Below are 24080 nucleotides of genomic sequence, written 5' to 3' on the forward strand. Positions count from 1 at the left end.
CAGCGGTTCCTGCCGGGAGCAGGAGCTGCCTAGCTGGAGTAGGCGCTGTTCTCGTGGACGTAGTCGTGGGTGAGGTCGTTGGTCCAGATGGTGGCTTCGGCGTCGCCTGCCTGCAGGTCGATCTCCACCAGGACCTCGCGCGGTTCCAGGTCCACCAGGTTCCGGTCGTCGCCGATGCTGCCGTTGCGGCAGATCTGGATCCCGTTCATGGCCACGTTGAGCTTGTCCGGTTCGAACGCAGCGTCCGTGGTGCCCACGGCGGAAAGCACGCGGCCCCAGTTCGGGTCCTTGCCAAAGATGGCGGCCTTGAACAGGTTGGAGCGGGCCACGGAACGGCTGACCGTTTCGGCGTCCGCCTCACTGGCGGCATTGAAGGTGCGGATGGCGATGTCGTGGCTGGCGCCCTCGGCGTCGGCGATCAGCTTGCGGGCCAGTTCGGCACAGACCTGGGTGAGGCCGGCACCGAAGTCCGCCGCGGAAGGAACGGCCCCGGACGCACCGGAGGCGAGCAGGACCACGGTGTCGTTGGTGGACATGCAGCCATCCGAGTCGGCGCGGTCGAAGGTGACCCGGGTGGCGTCGCGGAGCACGACGTCAAGCATGTCCGAATCTACGGCGGCGTCGGTGGTGAGCACCACCAGCATGGTGGCCAGGCCGGGGGCCAGCATGCCGGCACCCTTGGCAATGCCGCCGATGCTGAATTCCTGGCCGTCGGCGTCGGTTCCGATGAACAGCGCCGACTTGGGCACGCTGTCGGTGGTCATGATCGCGGTGCCTGCCGCCGGACCGCCGTCGGAGCTCAATGCTGCCGCCGCCGCTCCGACGCCCGGCAGGATCTTGTCCATGGGCAGTTGTTCACCGATCAGGCCGGTGGAGCAGACAAAGACGTCGGTGGCCGAGATCCCCAGGACCTCCGCCACTTTCTCCGCGGTGCTGTGGGTGTTCTGGAAGCCTGTGGGGCCCGTGCAGGCGTTGGCTCCGCCGGAATTGAGGATCACGGCGTCGACGCGGCCGTCGGAGACCACCTGGCGGGACCAGTGGACCGGGGCCGCTGCCACGCGGTTGCTGGTGAACACGGCGGCCGCGGCCTTGGCCGGGCCGTCGTTGACCACGAGGGCGAGGTCCGGGTTGCCGGAAGCCTTGAGTCCGGCGGTGACGCCGGCTGCCCGGAATCCCTGGGGTGCGGTGATGGTCACGGGGCTACTCCCTGCAGGTTGAGGCCGTCGGTTTCCGGCAGGCCGAGTGCGATGTTCATGGACTGGACGGCGCCGCCGGCCGTGCCCTTGGTGAGGTTGTCGATCACGCAGGTCACGATCACGCGCCCGGTGTGGGGGTCGAAGGCGAGCTGCATGGCGGCGTGGTTGGAGCCCTGGACGGACTTGGTGGCAGGCCACTGGCCTTCCGGCAGGACATGGACGAACGGCTCGTCGTCGTACGCGTCCGTCCATGCCTGGCGCAGCTGCGCCGCGGTGGTGCCGGCCTTGACCTTGGCCGTGGCGGTGGTGAGGATGCCGCGGCTCATCGGAGCCAGCGTGGGGGTGAAGGACACCGTGACCTGCTCCCCCGCCGCGTTGGACAGGCCCTGCTCGATTTCCGGTGTGTGCCGGTGTCCGCCGCCCACTCCGTAGGGGCTCATGGATCCCATGACTTCGGAGCCGATGAGGTTGACCTTGGCTGCCTTGCCCGCGCCGGAGGTACCGGAGGCGGAAACGATGACGACGTCGTCGGGTTCCAGCAGGTGGGCTGCGAACCCGGGAGTGAGCGCCAGCAGGGCCGAGGTGGGATAGCAGCCGGGGACGGCGATGCGCCTGGCACCCTTGAGGGCCTCGCGCTGGCCGGGCAACTCCGGAAGTCCGTAGGGCCAGGTGCCGGCGTGGGCGGAACCGTAGAACTTTTCCCAGGCCGCGGGGTCCTCGAGCCGGTGGTCGGCTCCGGCATCGATGACGACCGTTCCTTCCGGCAGCTGGGCGGCGATTTCTGCGGAGGCGCCATGCGGGAGGGCAAGGAAGACGACGTCGTGGCCGGAGAGGTTCTCCACCGTGGTGTCCTCCAGGATCCGGCTTGCCAGTCCGTGCAGGTGCGGCTGCAGTTCGCCCAACCGCGAGCCCGCGTTGCTGTGCGCCGTAATCGCGCCGATGGTCACACCGGGGTGCCCGGCCAGGAGGCGGAGGACCTCTCCACCGGCGTATCCGCTGGCTCCCGAAACCGCAACAGAAATAGTCATGACTCGACTATACAACAATAATTATGCATTGGGGCCGATATTTATGCATGGGCAATCCGGGGGACGGTTGTTCCGCATACGTGTCCGTCCGGCACAAGGTGTCCCTAGGATGGACTTCGGCAGCCGGGCCGGAGGTACCGGAACCCGGGAAAGGAGCGCCATGACGCACGCAATCCTCGCACGGCAGGCAGGCGGACCGGAAGTCCTTGAATATACCGGGGTTGAGCCCCCCACGCCCGGCCCGGGGCAGCTGCTGTTCAAGGTGGGCGCGGCCGGCGTGAACTTCATCGATACCTACAAGCGCAGCGGCACCTACAAGGTGCAGTACCCCTTCACCCCCGGCACCGAGGCCGCCGGCACGGTGGAGGCGGTGGGAGACGGGGTGACCGGATTTGCCGTAGGCGACCGGATTGCCACGGCTGAGGGCATCAACTGCTACGCGGACTTCGCGCTGGTGGACGAAGACGCCGCGCTGCCGGTACCAAGCGGCCTGGACGTCTTTACCGCCGCGGCGCTGCCCCTGCAGGGCATGACTGCCCACTACCTGATGAACTCCACGTTCAAGGTCGAAAGTGGCCACAGGGTCCTGCTCCATGCCGGCGCCGGAGGCGTGGGACTGCTGCTGATCCAGATGCTTAAGGCACGGGGCGCTGAGGTGTTCACCACGGTGTCCACCGACGAAAAGGAAGACTTGGCGCGCGGCGCCGGAGCGGACCACGTGCTGCGCTACGAAGGATTCGCGGAGCGGGTCCGGGAGATCACGGGCAGTACCGGCGTGGACGTGGTGTACGACGGCGTGGGCAAGGACACCTTCGACGGTTCCCTTTCAGCCTTGCGCATCAGGGGGATGCTGGTGTTGTTCGGTGCCGCATCGGGCCCCGTCCCGCCGGTCGACCCGCAGCGCCTGAATGCCGGCGGCTCCTTATTCCTGACCCGCCCCACGATGGGCCACTACCTCCAGGATGCCGCGGAGCGGCGTTGGCGTTCCGACGAGGTGTTCGCTGCGGCGGCCGATGGAAGCCTGAAGGTGCGGGTAGGGGCCCGCTACCCGTTATCCCAGGCAGCCCTGGCGCACCGCGACCTTGAGGGCAGGAAGACCACCGGCAAAGTGCTCCTGGTTCCGTAACCGCGGGCAACGTGAACACCGGGCAAACCCCCGGACCGCCTCAAACGGCGCGTCCGGGCGCGCCGGACACCTTTTGTTCATCTTCTCCCGGGAAAATGCACGGGTGACCCAGCAGCAGGTCCCCTTCGGGGATGACCATCCCGGTGCAGCGCCGGCCAGCACCGTCCGACAGGATCCTGCGGCCTCTGCAGCCGCGCCACCGGCAGGCGGGCCCGACAGGAACGTCGCCCTGTACGGGCCCCAGCTGCCGGGAGCCGCGGCTGCGCCCCGGCCCGGACGCTGATCGACGTCCTGCAGGACACCGCGGCCCGTTTTCCGGACGCTTCGGCCTTGGACGACGGCCGCACCTCACTGAGCTACGCACAGCTGCTGGATGCTGTCCGTGCCACCGGCCGCCGGCTGCACCAGGCCGGGTTCGGCGCCGGAGACAGGATTGGCATCCGGATCCCGTCCGGCACCAGCGAACTCTACGTTTCAATCCTCGCCGTACTCCTGGTGGGAGCCGCGTATGTCCCCGTGGACGCCGACGATCCCGAGGAACGCGCGCGGCTGGTGTTCGGCGAGGCCAACGTGGCAGCCGTTCTCGGGCCGGGCGGCTCGATCGGGCCGGGGCCGGCCGGGCAGGGGCGCAAAGGCCCGTTCAAGGGCGCACGGCCCCCGGAACCTGGCGACGACGCCTGGATCATCTTTACCTCCGGCTCCACCGGAACACCCAAGGGCGTGGCGGTCCGGCACCGGTCCGCCGCCGCCTTTGTGGATGCGGAGGCGAGGATCTTCCTCCAGGACGAACCCCTGGGCCCGCAGGACCGGGTCCTGGCCGGGCTGTCGGTCGCCTTCGACGCTTCGTGTGAGGAGATGTGGCTCGCCTGGCGGCACGGCTCCTGCCTTGTGCCCGCACCGCGCGCCCTGGTCCGGACCGGCATGGACCTTGGCCCCTGGCTGATCAACCACGGCATCACCGCCGTTTCCACCGTGCCCACCCTCGCTGCGCTCTGGCCCCCGGAATCGCTTGAGAACGTCCGGCTCCTCATTTTCGGCGGCGAGGCCTGCCCGCCCGAACTCGCCGGCCGCCTGGCCGTTGAAGGCCGCGAAGTCTGGAACACGTACGGTCCAACGGAAGCAACCGTGGTGGCCTGCGCGGCGCCCCTGGGTGCACCTGGCCCCGTGCGGATCGGGTTGCCGCTGGACGGCTGGGACATGGCCGTCGTGGACGGGAACGCGGTACCGGTAGCCGAAGGCGAAGTAGGCGAACTCATCATCGGCGGGGTTGGCCTGGCCCGCTACCTCGATCCTGCCAAGGACGCGGAGAAGTACGCGCCCATGCCCACCCTGGGGTGGGACCGGGCCTACCGGTCGGGTGACCTGGTGCGCTTCGAACAGGCCGGCCTGGTCTTCCAAGGCCGGGCTGACGAACAGGTTAAGCTCGGCGGCCGCAGGATTGAGCTGGGCGAGATCGACGCCGCGCTCCAGTCACTTCCCGGGGTGGCCGGCGGCGCCGCGGCAGTCCAAACCACGGCCGCCGGAAACCACGTCCTGGTGGGCTACCTGGCGCCGGCGGCCGGGGTGGTCCTTGACCTTTCGGTTGCCCGGGAGCAGCTGACGGCAAGCCTGCCTGCAGCCCTGGTTCCCATGCTCACCGTGGTGGACTCCCTGCCGACCAAGACCAGCGGCAAGGTGAACCGGCACGAACTCCCGTGGCCGCTGGCCGGGGCTGGCGCCGCGGAGGCAAACGCCGCCCCCCTGAACATCCCGGATGACGCCGCCTGGATCGTGGAGCAGTGGAGCAACGTGCTGGGCAGCCCGGTCAGCTCGCTGGATGCCGATTTCTTCGCCTACGGCGGCGGCTCACTCTCAGCCGCCCAGCTGGTCTCGGCCCTGCGGGTCCGCTACCCCACCATCACCGTGGCCGATATCTACGCGACGCCGCGGATCGGTGCGCTGGTGGAAGTGGCGCGCCAGTCCCGTCCCGGCGGCCCGACGGCGGCCCCGGCACCGGAGCGGTCCGTACGGCCCACAGCCCGGAAGTCCCAGGTTTTCCAGACCCTGATGGGTGTGCCGTTGCACATCCTGGTGGGCATGCGGTGGCTGACCTACCTCATGGCCCTGAACAACCTGTTGGCCGGGCTTGCCGGGTTCGCTGCCGCTCCCACGGTCTCGTGGTGGTGGGTGGCGGTGTCCTGGCTGGTGTTCGTCAGCCCGGCGGGGCGGATGCTGTTGGCTGTCGGGGCGGCCCGGTTCCTGCTGCGCGGAGTGGAACCAGGCATCTATCCACGCTCCGGGCGCGTCCACCTGCGGTTGTGGCTCGCCGAACAGATCCAGGACCTCGCCGGTGCCATCAGCCTCGCCAGTGCGCCATGGGTCCCGTATTACGCGCGGGCGCTGGGCGCAAAGATCGGCCGGGACGTCCAGCTGCATTCGCTGCCGCCTGTTACCGGGATGCTGACGCTGGGCAGCGGAGCCAACGTGGAACCGGAAGTGGACCTCTCGGGCTGGTGGATCGACGGCGACGACGTCCACATTGGGGCCATCCGTATTGGCCGCGGCGCCAGCGTGGGCGCACGCAGCACGCTGATGCCCGGCGCCTCGATCGGGGCCGGGGCGCAGGTGGAAGCCGGTTCCGCGGTGCTGGGAAAGGTGAAGGCAGGCCAGCTGGCGGCCGGGTCTCCGGCGCGCCGGCAGGGCAAGGCCAAGCACAGCGTGCCGGATGCCGCAGCCCAGGGCAGGTTCGCCGCACGGGCCTGGTTCGCCGGCTTCGCGCTGGCGTCGGCTTGCCTTTCCGTCATCCCTTACGTGTCCGCCGCTGCCGCGCTGTGGGTCGCGTTCGCCTTCATCCAGGGCAGTACGTCACTGACGGAGGCCCTCCCCCGGCTGGTGCCGGCCCTTGCCCCGGCGTCGCTGGTGTGGTTCGCAACGAACGCCGTCCTGGTGCTGGCTGCCACGCGCCTGCTGTCCATCGGGATCGCGGAAGGCTACTACCGGATCCGCAGCCGGGTGGGATGGCAGATTTGGGCCACCGAGCGGGTGCTGGACCTGGCCAGGGACCTGCTGTTCCCGATCTATGCCAGCCTGTTCACGCCGGTGTGGCTTCGCCTGCTGGGCGCCAAGGTCGGGAAGAACGTCGAGGCCTCCACCGTGCTGCTGATACCAAAAATGACCACCGTGGGTGAAGGTGCCTTCCTGGCCGATGACACCATGGTGGCCTCCTACGAGCTCGACGGCGGCTGGCTGCGGGTGGCACCGGCGAAGATCGGCAAGCGGTCGTTCCTCGGCAATTCCGGCATGACCGCCGCCGGCCGCAACGTGCCCAAGAACTCGCTGGTGGCCGTCCTGTCCGCGACGCCGGCGAAGGCCAAGGCGGGCACCTCCTGGCTGGGAAGCCCGCCGGTCCGGCTGCGGCGGACCGCTATCGCCTCAGACGGTTCCCGCACCTTCCAGCCCCCGGCGCGGCTGAAGGTGGCACGTACCCTGTGGGCTGGGCCGGTTTTTGCCGGTCATGCTCACAGTGGCCATCGCTGCCGGAACCATGCTGGCCTTCGACTGGATCGCTGCCACGCTGGGCTATGCCGCCGCAGCTGTGCTCACGGGCGTGGTCATGCTCCTGGCGGGCTTTGTCGCCGCAGCCGCGTCCGTCGTCGCCAAGTGGATCCTGGTGGGCCGGATCCGCCCCGGTGAGCACCCGCTCTGGAAGCTCGTTCATCTGGCGCAACGAAGTAGTTGACAGCTTTATCGAGATGGTGTCCGCGCCGTGGTTCGCGCGGGCTGCTTCCGGCACGCCGGCCCTGGTCTGGTGGCTGCGTGCGCTCGGCGCGAAGATCGGCAGCGGCACATGGTGTGAAAGCTACTGGCTGCCCGAAGCCGACCTGGTGACGCTCGGCCGGAACTCCACGGTGAATCGGGGCTGCGTGGTGCAGACGCACCTGTTCCACGACCGGGTGATGAGCATCGACGCTGTTACGCTCAAGGACGGGGCCACCATGGGCCCGCACGGGGTCATCCTTCCCCAGGCCAGCGTCGGCGCCGGCGGAACAGTGGGGCCGGCGTCCCTGGTGATGCGCGGCGAAGCAGTTCCCGCCGCGACGTACTGGATGGGCAACCCCGTCAGTCCCTGGAGCGGCCCCGGATCGCCGTCTGCCAACCGAAGGTCCCCATGAGTTCTTCAGCATCAGCCGCCCGCGGCAGTGTCCACGAGGCCGGCGGCGCCGCCCCGGATCCTTACCTGCCCGGCGCCGGGACCAACGCCTTCCGGGTGGAGCGCTACGAACTGGACCTGGACTACCGGGTGGCCAGCAACCGGCTCAGCGGCAGGGCGGTGCTGCACGGCGTCACGTGCGTCCCGGCGTCGGCCATTGTGCTGGACCTTGCCGGGCTGCGCGCCACCAAAGTGCTGCTGGACGGCCGCAAGCCCCTTCGGTTCAGCCAGCGGGCAGGACAACTCGTGGTTTCGGCGCAGAACACTTTCGAGGCCCGGCAGCCGTTCACGCTGGAGGTGCGCTACGAAGGGAACCCGCGGCCACGGCGGGGCCTCTGGGGTGAGGTGGGCTGGGAGGAGCTCACGGACGGCGTCCTGGTGGCCGGGCAGCCCAACGGGGCGCCCTCCTGGTTCCCGTGCAACGACCACCTCGGGGACAAAGCCAGCTACCGGTTCACCGTGACCACCGATGCGAACTACCGCGTCGTATGCAACGGCGTCCTGCAATCGCACACCGCCCGTTCCAGCCGGGAAACCTGGGTCTACGAACAGGCCGATCCCATGCCCGCCTACCTGGCCACCGTGCAGATTGGCAGGTACGCGCTGCTGGAACTGGACAGCGGACGGCACGGCACCCCTGTTCCGCAGACCGTGGCCGTCTCACACGCCCTGGCGGACCGGGCACGGGCCGGCCTGGCGCTCCAGCCGGCCATGATGCGCACGTTCAGCAGCTGCTTTGGCCCCTACCCGTTTCCCGGGTACGTCGTGGTGGTCACCGAGGACGAACTGGAAATCCCGCTTGAGGCGCAGGCCATGTCCATCCTTGGCCCCAACCATCTGGGCCTGGACTGGGAGTCCCAGCGCCTGATCGCCCACGAACTCTCCCATCAATGGTTTGGCAATGCCCTGACGGCGGCCAGCTGGCAGGACATCTGGCTGCACGAGGGCTTTGCCTGCTACGCCGAATGGATCTGGTCCGAAGAAGCCGGCGTCATGGCCGTGGCGGACCGGGCCGGGGCTGCCTGGCGCCGGCTGGCCGCCGAGGAGCAGGACATCCTGGTGGGCGACCCCGGACCCGGGCGGATGTTCGATGACCGCGTCTATAAGCGGGGCGCGCTGGCTGTCCATGCCGTCAGGATGGCCGTAGGCGACCTCGCCTTCTTTGCCGTCCTGCAGGACTGGACCGCCAGCCACCGGCACGGCTCGGTCACCACGCAGGACTTCATCATGGCCGTCAGCCGGGCAACAGCCGTGGATGCCGAAGCCCTGCTGCACCCGTGGCTCTACGAGGAGCCGCTGCCGCCATTGGCGGCGTCCTGAGCGGGCACGGAAAGCGCGACGGCGGCGGCCAGGTGGGCGGGAAGCCCGGTTTCCGCGGGGCCAAGGTCGATCAGTCCGGGACGTTCCAATACGTCAAGGGAGGACGGCATCCTGCTGAGTCCCTCGCCGGTCATCTTTAGCCAGGCCTCTTTGCGGGCCCACAACCTTGCCCTGGCTGCAGGGAGGAGGTCCGCCGTGACGCCCCGGAGCGCAAGCCGTTCGGCAGGTGCCAGTGCCAGTCCGTCGAACCCGTCGAAACCGGTGCGGGCAGGATCCTCGATGTCTGTCCCGAGGCGGGTTCCCGGTGCGGCATCCGGCACGGCCGCGAGCAGGGTCCAGCCGCCGGCCCGGGACAGGCTGAGGGCCAGGGGCACGGGGGAACCCCGATAGGTGTACCCCGGCCTGCCGTGGCCCAGGTCCGGGCCCGTGCCGCAGTGCGGGCAGCCGTAGGCCGTGGCGAGGTCGGCGGCGGACACTGACAGCAGGCTGGCGGCGAAGTCCCGCTGGGCCAAACGACCGGCCAGGAACGCCGTCCCGGCGGCGGGCGCCATGGCCTTGGCCCGCGCCAGCTCCACGCCGTCCAGGAGGCGTTCGGCGTCGCTGCGCACCGCGGCGGCTTCGCCGGGCACCAGGAAGGGCGGGACTGCACGCATTTCACATTGCGTCATGACCCGCCCTTCCGGAGACTGCGAACAGGACCTAGCGCTGCACGGCTCCGAAGCGTTCCGCTGCCAGGGCCACGGCGCTTTCGCGCGCGGCCGAGGCTTCGTCCGCGGTCAAGGTGCGGTCGGCGGCCCGGAACCGGAGCCCGAAGGCCAGCGACTTTTTGCCGTCCTCAATGCCCTTGCCGGAGTAGACGTCGAACAGGGCGACGTCCTCCAGCAGCTCGCCGGCACCTTCACGGAGGGCGGCGAGGACCTCGTCGGCCGGGACGTCGGCCGGGACCACGAGCGCCACGTCCTGGGTTGCAACGGGGAAGGTCGAGATGTGGCGGGCCACGATCACGTCCGGTGCGGCTTCGAAGAGGGCATCGGCATTGAGTTCCAGCGCCACCGAACGGGCCGGCATGTCCGAGGCAGCCAGCAGTTTGGGGTGCAGCTCACCGGCGTAACCCACTACTTCCCCGCTCCGCAGTGCGAGCCTGGCGGTGCGGCCCGGGTGGAATGCCTGGTGGCTGCCCTGGCTGACCACCAGGTCGACGCCGAGGACGTCCCCGGCAAGGCGGGCAACGTCCAGTGCATCCGCCCAGTCCCAGACCCGCGGGGTGTGGGCGGCCGCAGCCGGGGAGTCATGGCCGGTAAGGACCGCGGCGACGTGGAAGGGCTGGTCCGGGACGCCGTCGTAAAGTGCGTCGAGCACCTCGTCGGCGGGCTTGGCGCCCAGTGGCGGGATGGCGGCGGTACCCATGGCGTCGCCGGGAAGGAAGACCAGGCCGGACTCGAACAGGGCGAGGTCGCGGAAGCCGCGGGAATGGTTCCGCTTGGCCACCTCGATCAGGCCCGGAAGGATCGAGGTCCGCAGGTAGCCCTGCTCCTCGCTGATCGGGTTGGCGAGCTTGACGGCGCTCCGGGGGGTGGCTTCGTCGGCCGTGCCGAAGGTGTCGTTGGCCGCCTTGGACACGAACGGGTAGGACAGGACCTCGGTGAGTCCGGCGTCCGCCAGGGCCTGGATCAGGCGCCGGCGCTGCTGCTGGACCCGGGTGAGGCCGCGGCCGGGAGGGGCCACGGGCAACGTGGCAGGGATCTTGTCGTAGCCCACCAGCCGGGCGATTTCCTCTGTGAGGTCTTCCTTGGTTTCCAGGTCGCTGCGCCAGCTGGGCGGCGTCACGGTCCAGCCGGCGTCGTGCTTTACGACGACGGCACCCAGGTCCTCCAGCGAGGTGACAATCTGCGCTTCGGTGAAGTCGATCCCGATGCGGGCCGCGGCGAAGCCGGCCGGCAGCTCGATGGTGACGGTTTCGGGGGCGGTGCCGACGTCGGTCCCCGCCTCATCAGCGGATCCCCCGGCCAGTTCCACCAGGAGGTCCACCACGCGCTGCGCGGCGATGCCCGCAACCTGCCAGTCAACGCCGCGTTCGAAGCGCTTGGACGCCTCGGACGGCAGCTTGTGCCGGCGCCGGGAACGTCCGATGGACACGTCGTCGAAGTGTGCCGCCTCAACCAGGATGTTCGACGTCGAATCACTCACCTCGGTGGCCGCGCCGCCCATGACGCCCGCGATGCCGATGGCGCCGGAGTCGTCGGTGATCAGGAGGTCCTCCCCATCAAGGGTGCGCTCCTTGCCGTCCAGGGTGGTGATCTTCTCCCCTGCGGACGCGCGCCGCACCACGATGTCGCCGGACAGCTTGTCCAGGTCGTAGCAGTGCGTGGGCTGGCCCAGCTCAAGCATGACGTAGTTGGAAATGTCCACCGGCAGCGAGATGGAGCGGATGCCGGCCAGCCGCAGCCGGGATACCATCCACTGCGGGGTGGGCCGGGTGGCATCCACGCCGCGCACCGTGCGGGCCACGAAGCGGTCGCAGCCGGGCGTGCCGTAAATGGGGGCGTCGTCGTTGAGCTTGACGCCGTAGCCGCCGGACAGGCCTGCCGGAGCGCTGACCTTCGTGGCGGGGTCCGTGAAGGCGGTGCCGGTGGCGTGCGCGTACTCGCGGGCCACGCCGCGGATGGAGAAGGCGTAGCCGCGGTCCGGGGTGACGTTGATTTCCGCAGCCTGGTCGTAGAGGCCCAGGAGCTCCATGGCGTCGGTGCCGATTTCCGGGTCCAGCCCGATGCGGGAGAGCACCAGGATGCCGTCGTGGTCATCGCCGATGCCCAGTTCGCGGACGGAGGCGATCATGCCGGCGGAGAGGTGGCCGTAGGTCTTGCGGGCGGAGATGTGGAAGTCGCCGGGCAGCACGGCGCCGGGCAGGGTGACCACCACTTTGTCGCCTTCCACGAAGTTGTGGGCGCCGCAGATGATGCCCTGCACGCCGGAGGGGTCGATGCCGTCTCCTGTCAGGGTCTGCTCCTGCCCTTCGGGCACGACGCGGACCTGGCACCAGTTGATGGTCTTGCCGTTGGTCTGCGGTTCCTTGACCAGGCTCAGGACCTGGCCCACCACCACGGGCCCGCGCAGGGCGTCGGTGGGGCGGTGGACCGCTTCCTCTTCGAAACCGACCTTGACCAGTTCGGCCATGACGTCTTCGGCCGTTGCATCGGCCGGTACGGCCGCGAATTCACGCAGCCAGGAAAGTGGGATACGCACGCTTAGATCTCCATCCCGAATTGCTCGCTGAACCGTACATCGCCTTCGATCATTTCCCGCATGTCTCCTACCTCGTTGCGGAACATCAGGGCACGCTCGATGCCCATGCCGAAGGCAAAACCCGAATAGACGTCCGGGTCGATGCCCGCGGCCCGCAGGACGTTGGGGTTGACCATGCCGCAGCCGCCCCACTCGATCCAGCGCGGGCCGCCCTTGGCGCCGGGGTGGAAGATGTCGAGCTCAGCTGAGGGCTCGGTGAACGGGAAGTAGTTGGGCCGCAACCGGACCTTTGCTTCGTCGCCGAACATCTGCCGGGTGAAGTGCTCCAGGGTGCCCAGCAGGTCGGCCATGGACAGGCCCTTGTCTATGGCGAGTCCCTCGAACTGGTGGAACACCGGGGTGTGGGTGGCATCGAGTTCGTCGGTGCGGAACACCTTGCCGGGGCACAGCACGTAGATGGGTACTTCGCGCTCCAGCATGGAGCGGACCTGTACCGGCGACGTGTGCGTGCGCATCAGCAGGTGGGCTTCGGGCGGCTCAACGAAGAAGGTGTCCTGCATTTCGCGGGCCGGGTGGTCCGGCTTGAAGTTCAGGGCATCGAAGTTGAACCACTCCGATTCGACCTCGGGGCCTTCGGCGATTTCCCAGCCCATGCCCACGAAGATGTCCGCCACGCGGTCCTGGAGGGTGGAGAGCGGGTGGCGGGCACCGGCACGGCGACGGCGCGGCGCGGCGGTGACGTCCACGGTTTCCTCAACCAGGATGCGGGCGTCGTTCTCGGCTTCCAGGACGGCCGTGCGGTCGGCGAGCGCCTTGTTGACCCGGCCGCGGGAGGCGCCCATCAGTTTTCCGGCGAGCGCCTTCTGGTCCTTGGGCAACCGGCCGATCTCACGGTTGGCAAGGCTCAGCGGGGATTTCTCGCCGCTGTGGGCAAGCCGCACCGCCTTCAGCTCGTCAAGGGTGGCCGCACCGTCGATGGCGGTGATGGCCTGGTCTACAGCGGCGTTGATGGCGGCCTCATCCGTGGGGTTCGGAATGGCGGCGCCCGGCAAAGTTTCAGTCATCTACTGTTCTTAGCTACGAGTCGTGGCTGCCGGCGGGCGGGGCAGCCGTACGCGGTTTCCCGCTCGGCGCGTCCGTCGCTGGCAGGTCATGGATGAATGCGCTGAACGTCAGTTCATTCAATGACCAGGTCAGGGCTCGCCGGCAGGACCGGCGGCCACTGCCCTCCAGTCTAGTTGAACCCTCCGGCTACCATGGCCTCATGACTTTGCGGCAGCGCGCGGGTACCCGGGATGTCCCGACGACGGCCCAGCGGCTCAGGCGGGCAGCGAACCTCCTTAACGGGAGCACTGTCGCGGGCCTCGCCGTCGCCCTCGCCGCGGGTACGCGGATGAGCCGAGGCCCGCGGGGCATGGTCCTGGCCGCCGGGTACCGTTGGCGGCTTCCTGCCGCCCGTGCCTTCACGGTGGGCAACGTGGTGCTGTACCGCGGTCCGGCCGCCGACCTGTTGTCCCGGCCTGCGTTGCTGGGCCATGAGGAGCGGCACTGCAGCCAGTACGCTTGGTGCCTCGGCCTGCCGTTCATTCCCTTGTACCTGGCCGCGGCCGGCTGGTCCGTCTTGCGGAGCGGAAATCCGGGAACAGCGAATATTTTCGAACGCAGGGCCGGCCTGGCCGCCGGCGGCTACCCTCTTCCGGCGGGGAGCGCGGTCCTGTGAACGCCCCGGAGCGGGCCCTCATGGATGCCGGCACGGTTACCGTCACCGGGAGCGGGTGGGCGGAGGCGGTCCCTGACCTGGTGACGGTTTCCGTGGCGGTGGAGTGCCGCGCACCGTCGGTGGCAGGCGCGTGTGCGGCAGCGGGCCAGGGCCTTGCCGCCGTGGCCGCGGCCCTCCGCCGGCAAGGTGTTGCCTCTGCCGACCTGCGGACGGGCGGCCTGTCGGTGCGGGCAGACCTCGCGTGGCGGGACGGCGAAGGGCAGAAACTCGTGGGCTACGTTGCGGGCGGCACCCTTGCTGTCAGGCTGCGGGACGTGGACAACGCACCGGCGGCCATCTCCGCCGCCGTTGAGTCGGGCGGTGACGACGTCCGGCTGGAGAGCCTGCAGCTGGTCCTCTCCGATGACTCCGCTGTCCGTGCACAGGCCAGGGAGGCTGCCTGGCAGGACGCGCTCCGCGCAGCCGCCCAGTTCGCGTCGCTCGCCTCGGCCACACTGGGCCGGGTCTTGTCCGTGACGGACCTTAGGGCGGCTCCCGGCCCGGTACCGGTTGCCGGCCTGCAACGGGCCTCCGCCGTTGAGGGGCTGCCCATTGAGGCCGGCCGGAACCGGGTGGAGGCCGGCGTGACGGTCATATGGGAGCTGCTGCACTAGCCGGCGTTGGCCGGGGGAAGCCATGAAGGAGCGCGCCGCCCTTGACTTCGATTCGAACATGTTTTCGAATAGAGGCCATGAGATGGGAAGCACAGGCACTGGTTCCGGCCCCCGAAACTGCCAGTGGGGCTGCTCCGGCTTTGCTGCCGCTGGCCGGCCTGGTCCGGTCCGTCACCACTCCCGAGTTCGCCGGCATCACGTTCCACGAGGTCACCGCAAAATCGGTGCTCAACAAGGTCCCGGCGGGGTCGAAGATGCCTTTCGAGTGGACGGTGAACCCCTACCGGGGGTGCAGTCACGCCTGCGTGTACTGCTTTGCCAGGAAGTCCCACACGTACCTGGATTTCGACGCCGGCATGGACTTCGACAACCAGGTGGTGGTCAAGGTCAACGCAGCGGAAGTCCTGCGCAAGGAAGTGAACAAGGCGTCCTGGACGCGCCAGCAGGTGGCTCTGGGCACCAACACCGACCCCTACCAGCGGGCGGAGGGGCGGTACCGCCTCATGCCGGGCATCATCTCCGCCCTGGCGGACTCCGGCACTCCCCTGTCCATCCTCACCAAGGGCACGCTGCTGGCACGGGACATCCCCTTGTTGAAGAGTGCCGCCACGCAGGTGCCGGTAGGGCTGGGAATCTCGCTGGCCATGACCGATGAGGCCCTTTCGGAAGCCATTGAGCCCGGCACACCCGGGCCCAGGGCACGGCTGAGGCTGGTGTCAAGGCTGCGCGAAGCCGGGCTCCCGTGTGGCGTGATGGCCATGCCCATCCTGCCGTGGCTTTCCGACAGTGACGAAGCCCTGGATGCTCTCTTCGGGTCCCTGGCGGCCGCGGGCGCCACGGGAGTCACTGCCGGTGCCCTGTACCTGAAGCCCGGGACCAGGGAGTGGTTCATGAAGTGGATCGCAGCCCACCACCCGGAACTGGCGGGGCGCTACCGGCGGCTGTACGGGACCGGGTCCTACGCCTCCAAGGAATACCGCACCTGGCTGGCCGCCAAGGTCCGTTACTTCAAGGCACGCCACGGTTTCTCGCATTCCTCCGGATTCAGCCACCGGGACCTGGACGATCCCCGTGCCGAGGAAGCGCAGTACCCTGCCGGCAGTATTCCCGCCCCCGCCATAGAGAGCGCCGCGAAGATTCCCGCCCGGCCCTCGCAGCAGGATGCGCTCTTCTAGCAGGCCCTGAGGCGGTCCTGTGTCAGTGCGCCCCGTCCAGCGGGGACGCCACCGAGTCCAGCAAAGCCCGGACGATCGGAAAATCCGCAGGAATCCATGGCAGGCGCAGGACCGCGTCCCGGTCCCGGAGGTCCACCCACTGCAGTTGGTCATGGTCTTCAAGGGGCCGCGGCTCGCCGTCGCTGACCTCCGCGAACCAGACCCGCATGCTGGCCCGCTCGTTCAGCGGCCAGCCACCGGGAGAATCCGCCGGCAGTTCGGGTCCCAGCCGGACACCGATTCCGAGTTCCTCGGACAGCTCCCGCGCCAGCGCGGCCTCGGGCTCCTCGCCGGGCTCAACCTTGCCGCCCGGGAACTCCCACAGCCCGGCCAGATGCTCCGGGGCACTCCGCCTGGCGACCAGCAGGGCCGCCGGTTCCGCCAGCTGGTCCACGATGGCTCCGCCCACAACCTGAATCAGTCCAGTCACCGGGCCATTCTATGGTCCACAATGGAATGTCCCGGAACAGCATTCCGGCTTCAGGGAATACGTCCTGCCCATCGGGGGTTTGCGACTCTGTCCGGACGTTCCTGCCCCACTGCCGTGGCATCCGGCCTTTTCCACCCATCTTTGAGAAGCAGGCACATGAGCAGCGTTCTTTCCCAGTCCACGGCAGCCCCCGCCAGAACCCCGAACCTTGGGATGGCCATCTTTGCGCTGGCCATGGGCGGAGTCGGCATCGGTGTTACCGAGTTCACCATGATGGGGCTGCTGAAGGAGGTGGAGCAAGGCCTGGCGATCACCACGCCCCAGGCCGGCTACCTGATCTCCGCCTACGCCCTGGGCGTGGTGGTCGGCGCCCCGCTGCTTGCCGTCGTCGGGGCCAAGCTACCCCGCAAATACCTGGCGCTGGGGCTCCTGTTTTTCTTCACTGTTGCCAACCTCAGTTCGTTCATAGCGCCTGACTACGGGTCCATGCTCGTCTCAAGGTTCGCCGCGGGCCTGCCGCACGGGGCGTTCTTTGGCGTAGCCGCCGTGATAGCCGCCTCCCTGGTCCCGCCGACGCGGCGCGGCTGGGCCATCTCCATGGTGATGGCCGGCCTCAGCATCTCCAACGTCGTCGGAGTACCCTTTGCCACGTGGCTGGGCCAGGCCTTCGGCTGGCGGCTGCTGTTCATCCTGGTGGGGTGCATCGGGCTGCTGGCACTGGTCCTCGTCTGGATCTTCGTGCCGTTCCAGAAGACCCACCCGGACGCGAGCATCCGGCGCGAACTCGGTGCGCTGAAACGGCTCCAGGTATGGCTGGCGCTCCTGGTGGGAATCGTCGGGTTCGGCGGCTTCTTCGCCACCTACACCTACATCGCGCACACCATGACCAACGTGGCCGGGATCCCCTCCACCCTGATCCCGGTGGTGGTGGCCCTCTACGGGCTGGGCATGGTGGCCGGGAACCTCATTGGCGGCAGGCTGGCCGACAAGTCGGTGATGGGCACCCTCTACCGCGTCCTGCCCGCCATAGCAGTTGCCCTGGTCCTTTACGCCGTGGCCGCACACTGGGCATGGAGCGCCCTGGTCATGGTGTTCGTGGTGGGGGCCGCCGGTTCCATGCTGATCCCCGCCCTGCAAACCCGGCTCCTGGATGCTTCACCGGATGCGCCGTCCCTGGCGTCCTCGCTCAACCACGCCGCGCTCAACGTCGCCAATGCCTTGGGAGCCTTCCTCGGCGGCCTCGTCATCGCCCTCGGCTGGGGCTTCGTGGCCCCGGCGCTGGTGGGCGCCGTACTCGCCGTCCTCGGGTTCGGCGTCGCGCTCCTCAGTGGCGTGCTGGAACGCAAGCGCCCGCTCGCAGCCTGATCCCGCCCGCTGCTTTCAGGGTCCGGGAGGCGTTGCGGCCGGTTCGTGCCCGCCCGCAGAGGCCGGACGGTGCAGGTCCGGCTCAAGGTAGATCACGCGGGCTATGGGCACTGCTGCCCGGATCCTCGCCTCGCACTCATCGATGGCCAAGGCGATCTCTTCGCCGGTGGCGGCGCGGCTGACGGCAATCTTGGCCGCCACCAGCAGTTCTTCCGGGCCCAGGTGCATGGTCCTGAGGTGGATGATGCGGCCGCCGTCCGATTCGATGGCAGCCCGGATCCGCTCCACGTCCGCCTTCGTGGCCGATTCACCCAGCAGCAGCGACTTCGTTTCCAGGGCGAGCACGACGGCGATGGATACCAGCAGCAGGCCGATCATGCCTGTGCCGGCAGCATCCCAGGCCCCGTTGCCGGTCAGCAGGGTCAGGCCGACTCCGGCCAGGGCGAACAGCAGGCCCAGGAGGGCGCCGAAGTCCTCGAGCAGGATCACCGGCAGTTCGGGCTGTTTGGCGCTCCGCACGAACGTGACCCAGGACTGGCCGCCGCGGGTGTGGTTCGACTCCTTGATGGCAGTCCGAAAGGAATAAGACTCGGCGATGACGGCACCCACCAGGACGGCCAGCGGAACCCACCAGAAGCCGCCTTCGATGCCGTGCGGGTGCTGGAATTTCTGCCAGGCCTCGTAGAGGGCAAAGAGGCCACCGACGCTGAACAGGACGATGGAGACGATGAAGGAGTAGATGTAGCGCTCCCGGCCGTAGCCAAAGGGGTGCTCCGGGCTGGCGGCCCGCTGCGACTTCTTGCCGCCAAGGAGCAGCAGCAGCTGGTTGCCGGAATCGGCCACGCTGTGGATGGCCTCCGCGAGCATCGACGAGGACTGCGTCAGGAGGTACGCCAGGAACTTCATGACGGCGATGGCCAGGTTCGCCGCAAGAGCCGCCACTATCGCCTTGGTACCACCATGTGCAGCCACGGGGCCCACCTCTTCGCCGGTTCTTCGCTGATTGATAGTGCAGGATCCCGCCGTGGCCCCACCCCGTCAATACCGTACCGGGACGCCCCTAACGATGCCGCAACGGCGCAGGCCCGGCTACTGACTTTGCGGGGTCCTTATGTTAGCTTGAGGCTCATCGGGACTATTATTCCCGGTCACAATAAGGAGGAGACATGGGTTTTCTTGCTTGGATTATTTTGGGCCTGATTGTCGGGGCCATCGTTAAGGCCGTTATGCCCGGACGGGTCGGCGGCGGCTGGGTCACCAGCCTCATCCTCGGCGTTGTTGGTGCCATCGTTGGCGGCTGGATCGGCAGCCTCCTCTTCGCCAAGGGCGACATGGGATTCTTCGACCTCGGCACGTGGATTCTCGCTATCGTCGGTGGCCTCATTGTCGCCGGCATCTACGGATTCGTCACCGGACGCGGAAAAGCCACCCGCGCGCCCTGACCAATCCGTAACCACATAACCACCGGGCCCCGGATCTCCGGGGCCTTTCTTTGTGCCCGGCCGCTTCTTCCCCGGCCATTCCTTCGTCGGCGGCGGCCCCGCCCCTGCTCCCTAGCCGGCGGGAACCTGTTCCGCAACTGCCCCGTCCCGGCGTTGGGACCTGGCGCTGGCGTAGAGGCAGACGGTGGCTGCGGTGCCGAGGTTCAGGCTCTCCGCCGCCCCGTAGACCGGGACGGCCACCCGGTGGTCGGCCAGGGCCAGTTCATCCTCTGACAACCCCTGAGCCTCGTTGCCGAAGAACCAGGCAGTTGGCCCGGCCAGGTCGTATGCGGATTCCGGGCCTTGTCCGGTGAGCCTGCGGCGGGCGCTCTCGTCCTGGAGAACGTCCAGGTCCAGCTGTCCGTAGCCGTCGGCGGCGAGGATGCCGATGCCGCGGGCCTTGCACGCAGCCGCGAGCTCTGCCGGGTCGGCAGCCAGGACAACGGGCAGGTGGAACAGGGAACCGGCGGTGGAGCGGACTGCTTTGGGATTGTAGATATCGACGCTGGACGCGGTGAACACCACGGCGTCGGCGCCGGCGGAATCGGCGGCCCGCAGTACCGTTCCGGCGTTACCGGGATCCCGGACCTGGCAGAGCACGGCAACCAGGCGCGGTCCGGCGTCGAGCACGTCCGCCAGGGAGACGTCCACGAAGCGGCAGACGGCCACGATTCCCTGGGGATTGACCGTGTCGGCCATGGCCGCGAGGACTTCATCGGTGGCCAGCCGTGCCGTGGTCCCCTCGGCAAGCTCCTCGAACTCGGGAAACCGGTCCAGGCAGCTTTCGCTCGCGTAGACGTCCGTGACGATGCCCGGGGCTCCGGCCGCAAGGCGCTGCTGGTGGAGCTTCAGTGCCTCGCGCACTGCCTGCGGCCCCTCCGCAAGGAACTGGCCACGCTTTAACGGGCCGGGCGCCCTGCAAGCTTTGCCACGTCCCTGACCCGATCGGCTCGGGGGTTGGACAGTGGAAAATCTTGCGGGCGCCCGGTGTCGTTCATACAGGAAACTGTAGTAGCTGCTGCCACCAGTTCCTGAACCGGCCCCTCCGAGGGGAGCCTTGTGCGGCCTCTAGGCTGCGGCGACCTTCTTGGCGGAGGTGTCAGCCGGCAGGGAGTCCTTGGCCACCTGGACCAGTGCGGCGAATGCGTTGGCGTCCGAGACGGCGAGCTCGGCAAGCATGCGGCGGTCAACCTCGACCTCAGCGGCCTTCAGGCCCTGGATCAGTCGGTTGTAGGTGAGGCCGTTGGCGCGGGACGCAGCGTTGATGCGCTGGATCCACAGGCGGCGGAAGTCGCCCTTCTTCTTCTTGCGGTCACCGTAGCTGTACACAAACGAGTGCAGCAGCTGCTCTTTGGCCTTGCGGTACAGGCGCGAACGCTGTCCGCGGTAACCCTTTGCCCGCTCAAGGACAACCCGGCGCTTCTTGTGGGCGTTTACCGCCCTCTTCACACGTGCCACGTGCGTACTCCTTCGAAAATCTGATCCCAAGCATCTGTTGCCGGAAATCCGGCGGCCTGAGAAGGCTGTTTGGCAGAAGACGAACCGCCAGGGGGCGGCCCATCAATAAACTTGGAAACTAGATGCCGAGCATCTTCCGGATGACCTTGGCATCGCCCTTGAAGACGATCTTGTCGCCGGCGAGGCGGCGGGTCAGGCGGCTGGACTTGTGCTCCAGGTAGTGGCGGCGGTTGGCCTGCTGGCGGCGCAGCTTGCCGCTGCCGGTCAGCTTGAAGCGCTTCTTAGCACCACTGTGGGTCTTCATCTTCGGCATGGGAACCGATCTCCTTACGTTTCTGCGGGCCCTGGGGCCGGCAGTTCTATCGCGCAGCCGCCCCTGCGGGCAGCATGCTGGTTGCTGACTGCCGGAGGGCGGAACCTCCGGCAGCTGTGAACTAGTTGGTCTTCTTACCGGCCGGCTTGGGCACTGCCTTGGGGGCAGGGCGGGCAGCAGGCTTCGGTGCAGCAGGCCTGGCCACCGGCTTCGGCGGGGCAGGCACGGCAGCGGGCTTCGGCGCCGTGGCGGCCGGCTTGGCGGCAGTCGCGGGCTTCGGTGCTGCAGCGGCAGCCTTCGGAGCCTCCTGCTTCGGAGCCTCCTGCTTGGGCGCAGCAGCCTTTGGCGCGGCAGCCTTTGGTGCTTCCTGCCGGGGAGCCGGGGCTGCCTTGGGAGCTTCCTCCTTGGCGGCTTCCTGCTCGGGAGCCGGTGCAACAGGCGCCTCGACGGCGGCAGTTTCCTCCGGAGCCGTGTCCGGTTCGGTGGAAACTGTGAACCCCTCCGGCAGGAGGTCGGCCAGTGACTGGGTCATGGGCGCCTGATCGGTGCCGGACGTGTCAACACGGCCTGAGGCCTTGGCTTCGTTCTGTGCCTTCGCCTCGGCGCGCTGGGTGGCGCGACGGGCTTCAGCCTTGGCCTCGGCTTTGTTCTTCAGCGGACCGACAACCATGACCATGTTCCGGCCATCGATGCGGGGGCTGGACTCCACCACGCCAACTTCGGCGACGTCGTCCGCGAAGCGCTGGAGCAGGCGGATGCCCATTTCCGGTCGCTGCTGCTCACGGCCGCGGAACTGGATCATGGCCTTGACCTTGTCCCCGGCGCCGAGGAAGCGGAGGGCGTGGCCCCGCTTGGTCTCGTAGTCGTGGGTGTCGATCTTGAGGCGGAAGCGGATTTCCTTCAGAACGGTGTTCGTCTGGTTCTTCCGGGCCTCACGTGCCTTGACCGCGGCTTCGTACTTGTACTTGCCGAAGTCCATCAGCTTGCACACCGGAGGCTTCGCCTGAGGTGCAACTTCAACGAGATCAAGGTCGGACTCGGCAGCCAGGCGCAGGGCATCCTCAATACGGACGATTCCTACCTGTTCACCTGCAGGTCCGACCAGCCGCACCTCGGGGACGCGGATACGCTCATTGATTCTTGGCTCGCTAATGTTAAAGCTCCTGTGTTTGTTGTTGTGTCCGGCAAATAGAGAAGGCCCCCAATTGCCGGAGCAATCGAAGGCCTCAAATAGGTTGGCGAAGCCGCCCGAAAAACGGGAAGCACGCGCACAGGTCCGGTGGTTACCGGTTCCATGCCCAACCAGATACCCGGCAACCTTTCGTTTCCCGGCGGTTCGCAAGGAACCTGGGAAACAGCGGCTGACGCGGGTGGGAGAGAACTCCGCTTGCAAACTGGATGCCATTCTACAGAAAAAATTCCCGTCAACGCCGCGAAGCGCTGCTGGGAACCCCATCGTTTGGAACGATCTCTGAAATAACGACATCCAGTCGGTCTGTGTCAAGCTTACCAGTATGAGCACCTCAGACAGTAATTCATACGTTTTCGAGCCCGCTGACGCAGGCGCGGACGTTTCACAGCAGATCCGCGACATCTCGGAGGTCCCCGCCATCGAGGTCATCACCACGGCGGCCGTGCACCTCATGAGTGCCGCCGCCGTAAAGCTGGGCCTCGCCGCTGAAGACAACGCAGCCGAACTCAAGGACCTGGACGAGGCCCGGAAACTGATCACCGCCCTTGCCGGCCTGGTCACCGCGGCCGCCCCGGAAATCGGCTCCCAGCACGCCGGACCGTTGCGCGATGGCCTCCGCTCCCTCCAGCTCGCCTTCCGTGAGGAGTCCCTGATTCCCGATGCTCCGGGCAAGGGACCGGGCGAAAAGTACACCGGGGCCGTGAACTAGCGCCGGACTCCCCCACGCAGCGCCCGACGGCGGGACGACCATCCGAGGTCGTCCCGCCGTCGTCGTTTTGCCGGGAACATGACCCGCGGCCCGTCCACGCGGGTGGGGAGCAACCGTTGGAGGCGGCCTCAGGCCGCGGCCCTGCGCCGGCGCAGCTGCAGGGCCAGCCCCACCAGGCACAGCAGCACACCGGCGCCCCCGACCGAGACGAAGCCGCCGGATGGGCCCATCCGGTCGATGAAGATGCCGGCGAGCGGCGAACCGAGCGCAACCCCGGCGGTCAGGGCCGCGCCGTACCAGCCCATCGCCTCTCCGCGCCGCCCCTCCGGGACAAGGTCCGCCACCTTCTCGGAGGCCGCCGAGAGGACCGGGGCGCACAGCAAACCGGGCAGGACGGAGACGAAAGCGAGCGTCCAGGTGTCGTGGGCGAGTGCCATGGGCAGTGTCAGGGCCGCCATGCCCAACAGCAGGATGACGGGCGGGACGGGCCTGTGCATGGCACCGTAGACGATGCCGCCCACCACTGAGGCGGCGCACCAGAAGACGAAGACAATGCCGATTTCACTCTGGTGTCCGCCGATTTCCAAGGCAGCAACAATGCCAACGTCGGTGCCGCTCAGGACCATGCCGGCGCCGGCGGCAACCGCGAAAAGAGCGGCAACCGTGGCTGTGAACCAGGAGAAGCCGCGCCCCGGCCTTCCCCTCGCACCCTCCTGCGGGGCAGCCGCACCCGCGGGCGCCAGTTCCGCAGCGGCTTCCTGGACATGGGCCGGGGCGGTGGAGACAACGGCGGCCTCCGCCGCGTGCTGCTCGTCAACTTCGCGTCCCACTCCCGGGTCCGCACTGCGGGTGGGCGGGTTGAACCACATGAGGAACAGTCCGGCCAGCGACGTCGCTATGCCCACGACGGTCAAGCCTGCGGTGGTAAACCCGCTGGTGGCCACCACGGCGCCGGCCGCCGGGCCGATCATGAACACCATTTCGGTGGTGATGGCGTCCAGGGCAAAGGCCGTACGGCGCTGGTCGCCTTGGGCCAGGACGCCCAAGGACTGCCGGACGACGCTGAAGATGGGCAAAGTGAGCAAGCCCCCGACGAAGACGAGTGGCAGGAGCCACTGGTAGGAAACATGGGGCACCACCGACCAGATGATGGTTTCCGAGATTACCGACGGGATCAGCGCTGTCCGCAGGCCCACGGTGTCAACGCGCCGGCCACGCCACGGGGCGCCAAGGGCAATGCCAATGGTCATCACCGCAGCGGCGGCGCCGGCCGCCGCGTAGCCCTGGCCCAGGGTCAGGACGATATGCAGGGTGAGCAGGACTCCGGCGGCCGAGTGCGGGATCCGGGCAACCATGCCCACCAGCAGCAGCCGCCGGATGGGCCGGACGGCGAGCAACTCCCGGTAGAGAGCGAAATTCACGAAGCGATCCTTCAGGGTCTGC

19 protein-coding genes and 2 pseudogenes are annotated in these 24080 nt (G+C 68.2%); 9 read left to right on the forward strand and 12 right to left on the reverse strand.

Going from position 1 to position 24080, the window contains the following annotated elements; genetic code table 11:
* Positions 1-29 precede the first annotated feature (29 nt).
* Both argJ and argC read right to left on the reverse strand, forming a co-directional pair.
* The gene (argJ, locus tag ACX5I6_RS17415; protein ID WP_461841285.1) at positions 30-1196 is read right to left on the reverse strand and encodes a bifunctional glutamate N-acetyltransferase/amino-acid acetyltransferase ArgJ; all 1167 of its coding nucleotides are present in this window, start codon (positions 1194-1196) and stop codon (positions 30-32) included.
* Positions 1193-2224, reverse strand: coding sequence for an N-acetyl-gamma-glutamyl-phosphate reductase (gene argC / locus ACX5I6_RS17420; protein WP_461841286.1), 1032 nt, complete (start codon positions 2222-2224; stop codon positions 1193-1195). The genes argJ and argC overlap by 4 nt, the downstream gene beginning before the upstream one ends.
* Positions 2225-2384: 160 nt before the next feature.
* On the opposite strand from argC, the gene ACX5I6_RS17425 reads away from it, so the two are divergent.
* The 3 genes and pseudogenes from ACX5I6_RS17425 to ACX5I6_RS17435 all read left to right on the forward strand — a co-directional run bounded on the left by ACX5I6_RS17425 (position 2385) and on the right by ACX5I6_RS17435 (position 8859).
* Positions 2385-3350 carry a quinone oxidoreductase family protein gene (locus ACX5I6_RS17425; RefSeq protein ID WP_461841287.1) on the forward strand — a complete coding sequence of 322 codons (966 nt, stop codon included), beginning with the start codon at positions 2385-2387 and terminating at the stop codon, positions 3348-3350.
* A 229-nt stretch (positions 3351-3579) separates the two neighbouring features.
* Positions 3580-7501 (forward strand): annotated as a pseudogene (locus ACX5I6_RS17430) (Pls/PosA family non-ribosomal peptide synthetase).
* The gene (locus ACX5I6_RS17435) at positions 7498-8859 is read left to right on the forward strand and encodes a M1 family metallopeptidase (protein ID WP_461841288.1); all 1362 of its coding nucleotides are present in this window, start codon (positions 7498-7500) and stop codon (positions 8857-8859) included. Before ACX5I6_RS17430 ends, ACX5I6_RS17435 begins: the two are co-directional and overlap by 4 nt.
* On the opposite strand, the gene ACX5I6_RS17440 is transcribed toward ACX5I6_RS17435, so the two are convergent.
* The 3 genes from ACX5I6_RS17440 to pheS are packed head-to-tail and all read right to left on the reverse strand — an operon-like array spanning position 8823 to position 13166.
* A complete protein-coding gene (locus ACX5I6_RS17440) occupies positions 8823-9527 on the reverse strand; it encodes a 4'-phosphopantetheinyl transferase family protein (protein ID WP_461841289.1) in 705 nt (234 codons plus the stop codon). The genes ACX5I6_RS17435 and ACX5I6_RS17440 overlap by 37 nt on opposite strands.
* Before the next feature lie 31 nt (positions 9528-9558).
* Positions 9559-12102, reverse strand: a complete 2544-nt coding sequence (gene pheT, locus ACX5I6_RS17445; RefSeq protein ID WP_461841290.1) for a phenylalanine--tRNA ligase subunit beta — start codon at positions 12100-12102, stop codon at positions 9559-9561.
* A gap of 2 nt (positions 12103-12104) precedes the next feature.
* The gene (gene pheS / locus ACX5I6_RS17450; RefSeq protein ID WP_285248055.1) at positions 12105-13166 is read right to left on the reverse strand and encodes a phenylalanine--tRNA ligase subunit alpha; all 1062 of its coding nucleotides are present in this window, start codon (positions 13164-13166) and stop codon (positions 12105-12107) included.
* A gap of 200 nt (positions 13167-13366) precedes the next feature.
* Between pheS and ACX5I6_RS17455 the strand changes: the two genes are divergently transcribed.
* The 3 genes from ACX5I6_RS17455 (at position 13367) to ACX5I6_RS17465 (ending at position 15650) form a co-directional block, all read left to right on the forward strand.
* Positions 13367-13822, forward strand: coding sequence for a hypothetical protein (locus tag ACX5I6_RS17455; protein WP_461841291.1), 456 nt, complete (start codon positions 13367-13369; stop codon positions 13820-13822).
* Positions 13819-14475, forward strand: coding sequence for an SIMPL domain-containing protein (locus ACX5I6_RS17460; RefSeq protein WP_461841292.1), 657 nt, complete (start codon positions 13819-13821; stop codon positions 14473-14475). The genes ACX5I6_RS17455 and ACX5I6_RS17460 overlap by 4 nt, the downstream gene beginning before the upstream one ends.
* A 77-nt stretch (positions 14476-14552) precedes the next feature.
* A complete protein-coding gene (locus ACX5I6_RS17465) occupies positions 14553-15650 on the forward strand; it encodes an Rv2578c family radical SAM protein (protein WP_461841293.1) in 1098 nt (365 codons plus the stop codon).
* A gap of 22 nt (positions 15651-15672) precedes the next feature.
* Here ACX5I6_RS17465 and ACX5I6_RS17470 read toward each other — a convergent pair whose 3' ends face one another.
* A complete protein-coding gene (locus ACX5I6_RS17470; protein WP_461841294.1) occupies positions 15673-16119 on the reverse strand; it encodes a (deoxy)nucleoside triphosphate pyrophosphohydrolase in 447 nt (148 codons plus the stop codon).
* 156 nt (positions 16120-16275) lie between these two features.
* Here ACX5I6_RS17470 and ACX5I6_RS17475 point away from each other — a divergent pair, with 156 nt between their 5' ends.
* Positions 16276-17484, forward strand: a complete 1209-nt coding sequence (locus ACX5I6_RS17475; protein ID WP_461841295.1) for an MFS transporter — start codon at positions 16276-16278, stop codon at positions 17482-17484.
* A gap of 15 nt (positions 17485-17499) precedes the next feature.
* Here the strand turns inward: ACX5I6_RS17475 and ACX5I6_RS17480 are convergent, their stop codons facing one another.
* Complete coding sequence (locus tag ACX5I6_RS17480) at positions 17500-18456, reverse strand: cation diffusion facilitator family transporter (protein ID WP_461841296.1); 957 nt, start codon at positions 18454-18456, stop codon at positions 17500-17502.
* Between the two features lie 194 nt (positions 18457-18650).
* Here ACX5I6_RS17480 and ACX5I6_RS17485 point away from each other — a divergent pair, with 194 nt between their 5' ends.
* Complete coding sequence (locus ACX5I6_RS17485; RefSeq protein WP_018763608.1) at positions 18651-18926, forward strand: GlsB/YeaQ/YmgE family stress response membrane protein; 276 nt, start codon at positions 18651-18653, stop codon at positions 18924-18926.
* A gap of 111 nt (positions 18927-19037) precedes the next feature.
* Here ACX5I6_RS17485 and ACX5I6_RS17490 read toward each other — a convergent pair.
* The 4 genes and pseudogenes from ACX5I6_RS17490 to infC form a co-directional block, all read right to left on the reverse strand.
* Positions 19038-19963: pseudogene (locus ACX5I6_RS17490) on the reverse strand (TrmH family RNA methyltransferase).
* Between the two features lie 70 nt (positions 19964-20033).
* Positions 20034-20423 carry a 50S ribosomal protein L20 gene (gene rplT / locus ACX5I6_RS17495; RefSeq protein ID WP_018763610.1) on the reverse strand — a complete coding sequence of 130 codons (390 nt, stop codon included), beginning with the start codon at positions 20421-20423 and terminating at the stop codon, positions 20034-20036.
* 118 nt (positions 20424-20541) lie between these two features.
* Positions 20542-20736 carry a 50S ribosomal protein L35 gene (rpmI, locus tag ACX5I6_RS17500; RefSeq protein ID WP_009358635.1) on the reverse strand — a complete coding sequence of 65 codons (195 nt, stop codon included), beginning with the start codon at positions 20734-20736 and terminating at the stop codon, positions 20542-20544.
* A gap of 121 nt (positions 20737-20857) precedes the next feature.
* A complete protein-coding gene (gene infC / locus ACX5I6_RS17505; protein ID WP_461841297.1) occupies positions 20858-21847 on the reverse strand; it encodes a translation initiation factor IF-3 in 990 nt (329 codons plus the stop codon).
* 403 nt (positions 21848-22250) lie between these two features.
* Here infC and ACX5I6_RS17510 point away from each other — a divergent pair, with 403 nt between their 5' ends.
* Positions 22251-22637, forward strand: a complete 387-nt coding sequence (locus tag ACX5I6_RS17510; protein WP_018763612.1) for a DUF1844 domain-containing protein — start codon at positions 22251-22253, stop codon at positions 22635-22637.
* 128 nt (positions 22638-22765) lie between these two features.
* Here the strand turns inward: ACX5I6_RS17510 and ACX5I6_RS17515 are convergent, their stop codons facing one another.
* On the reverse strand, positions 22766-24058 hold the full coding sequence (locus ACX5I6_RS17515) for an MFS transporter (RefSeq protein ID WP_461841298.1): 1293 nt from the start codon (positions 24056-24058) through the stop codon (positions 22766-22768).
* Positions 24059-24080: the final 22 nt, after the last annotated feature.

The organism is Arthrobacter sp. MMS24-T111 (genome assembly GCF_054888995.1).

Excerpts from the sequence above, each read along its gene's own strand:
- ACX5I6_RS17435 (WP_461841288.1), top strand. The coding sequence starts at position 7,498 with ATGAGTTCTTCAGCATCAGCCGCCCGCGGCAGTGTCCACGAGGCCGGC.
- ACX5I6_RS17510 (WP_018763612.1), top strand. The coding sequence starts at position 22,251 with ATGAGCACCTCAGACAGTAATTCATACGTTTTCGAGCCCGCTGACGCA.
- ACX5I6_RS17440 (WP_461841289.1), bottom strand. The coding sequence starts at position 9,527 with ATGACGCAATGTGAAATGCGTGCAGTCCCGCCCTTCCTGGTGCCCGGC.
- pheS (WP_285248055.1), bottom strand. The coding sequence starts at position 13,166 with ATGACTGAAACTTTGCCGGGCGCCGCCATTCCGAACCCCACGGATGAG.
- ACX5I6_RS17485 (WP_018763608.1), top strand. The coding sequence starts at position 18,651 with ATGGGTTTTCTTGCTTGGATTATTTTGGGCCTGATTGTCGGGGCCATC.
- ACX5I6_RS17465 (WP_461841293.1), top strand. The coding sequence starts at position 14,553 with ATGAGATGGGAAGCACAGGCACTGGTTCCGGCCCCCGAAACTGCCAGT.
- ACX5I6_RS17475 (WP_461841295.1), top strand. The coding sequence starts at position 16,276 with ATGAGCAGCGTTCTTTCCCAGTCCACGGCAGCCCCCGCCAGAACCCCG.
- argC (WP_461841286.1), bottom strand. The coding sequence starts at position 2,224 with ATGACTATTTCTGTTGCGGTTTCGGGAGCCAGCGGATACGCCGGTGGA.
- ACX5I6_RS17455 (WP_461841291.1), top strand. The coding sequence starts at position 13,367 with ATGACTTTGCGGCAGCGCGCGGGTACCCGGGATGTCCCGACGACGGCC.
- rpmI (WP_009358635.1), bottom strand. The coding sequence starts at position 20,736 with ATGCCGAAGATGAAGACCCACAGTGGTGCTAAGAAGCGCTTCAAGCTG.
- ACX5I6_RS17425 (WP_461841287.1), top strand. The coding sequence starts at position 2,385 with ATGACGCACGCAATCCTCGCACGGCAGGCAGGCGGACCGGAAGTCCTT.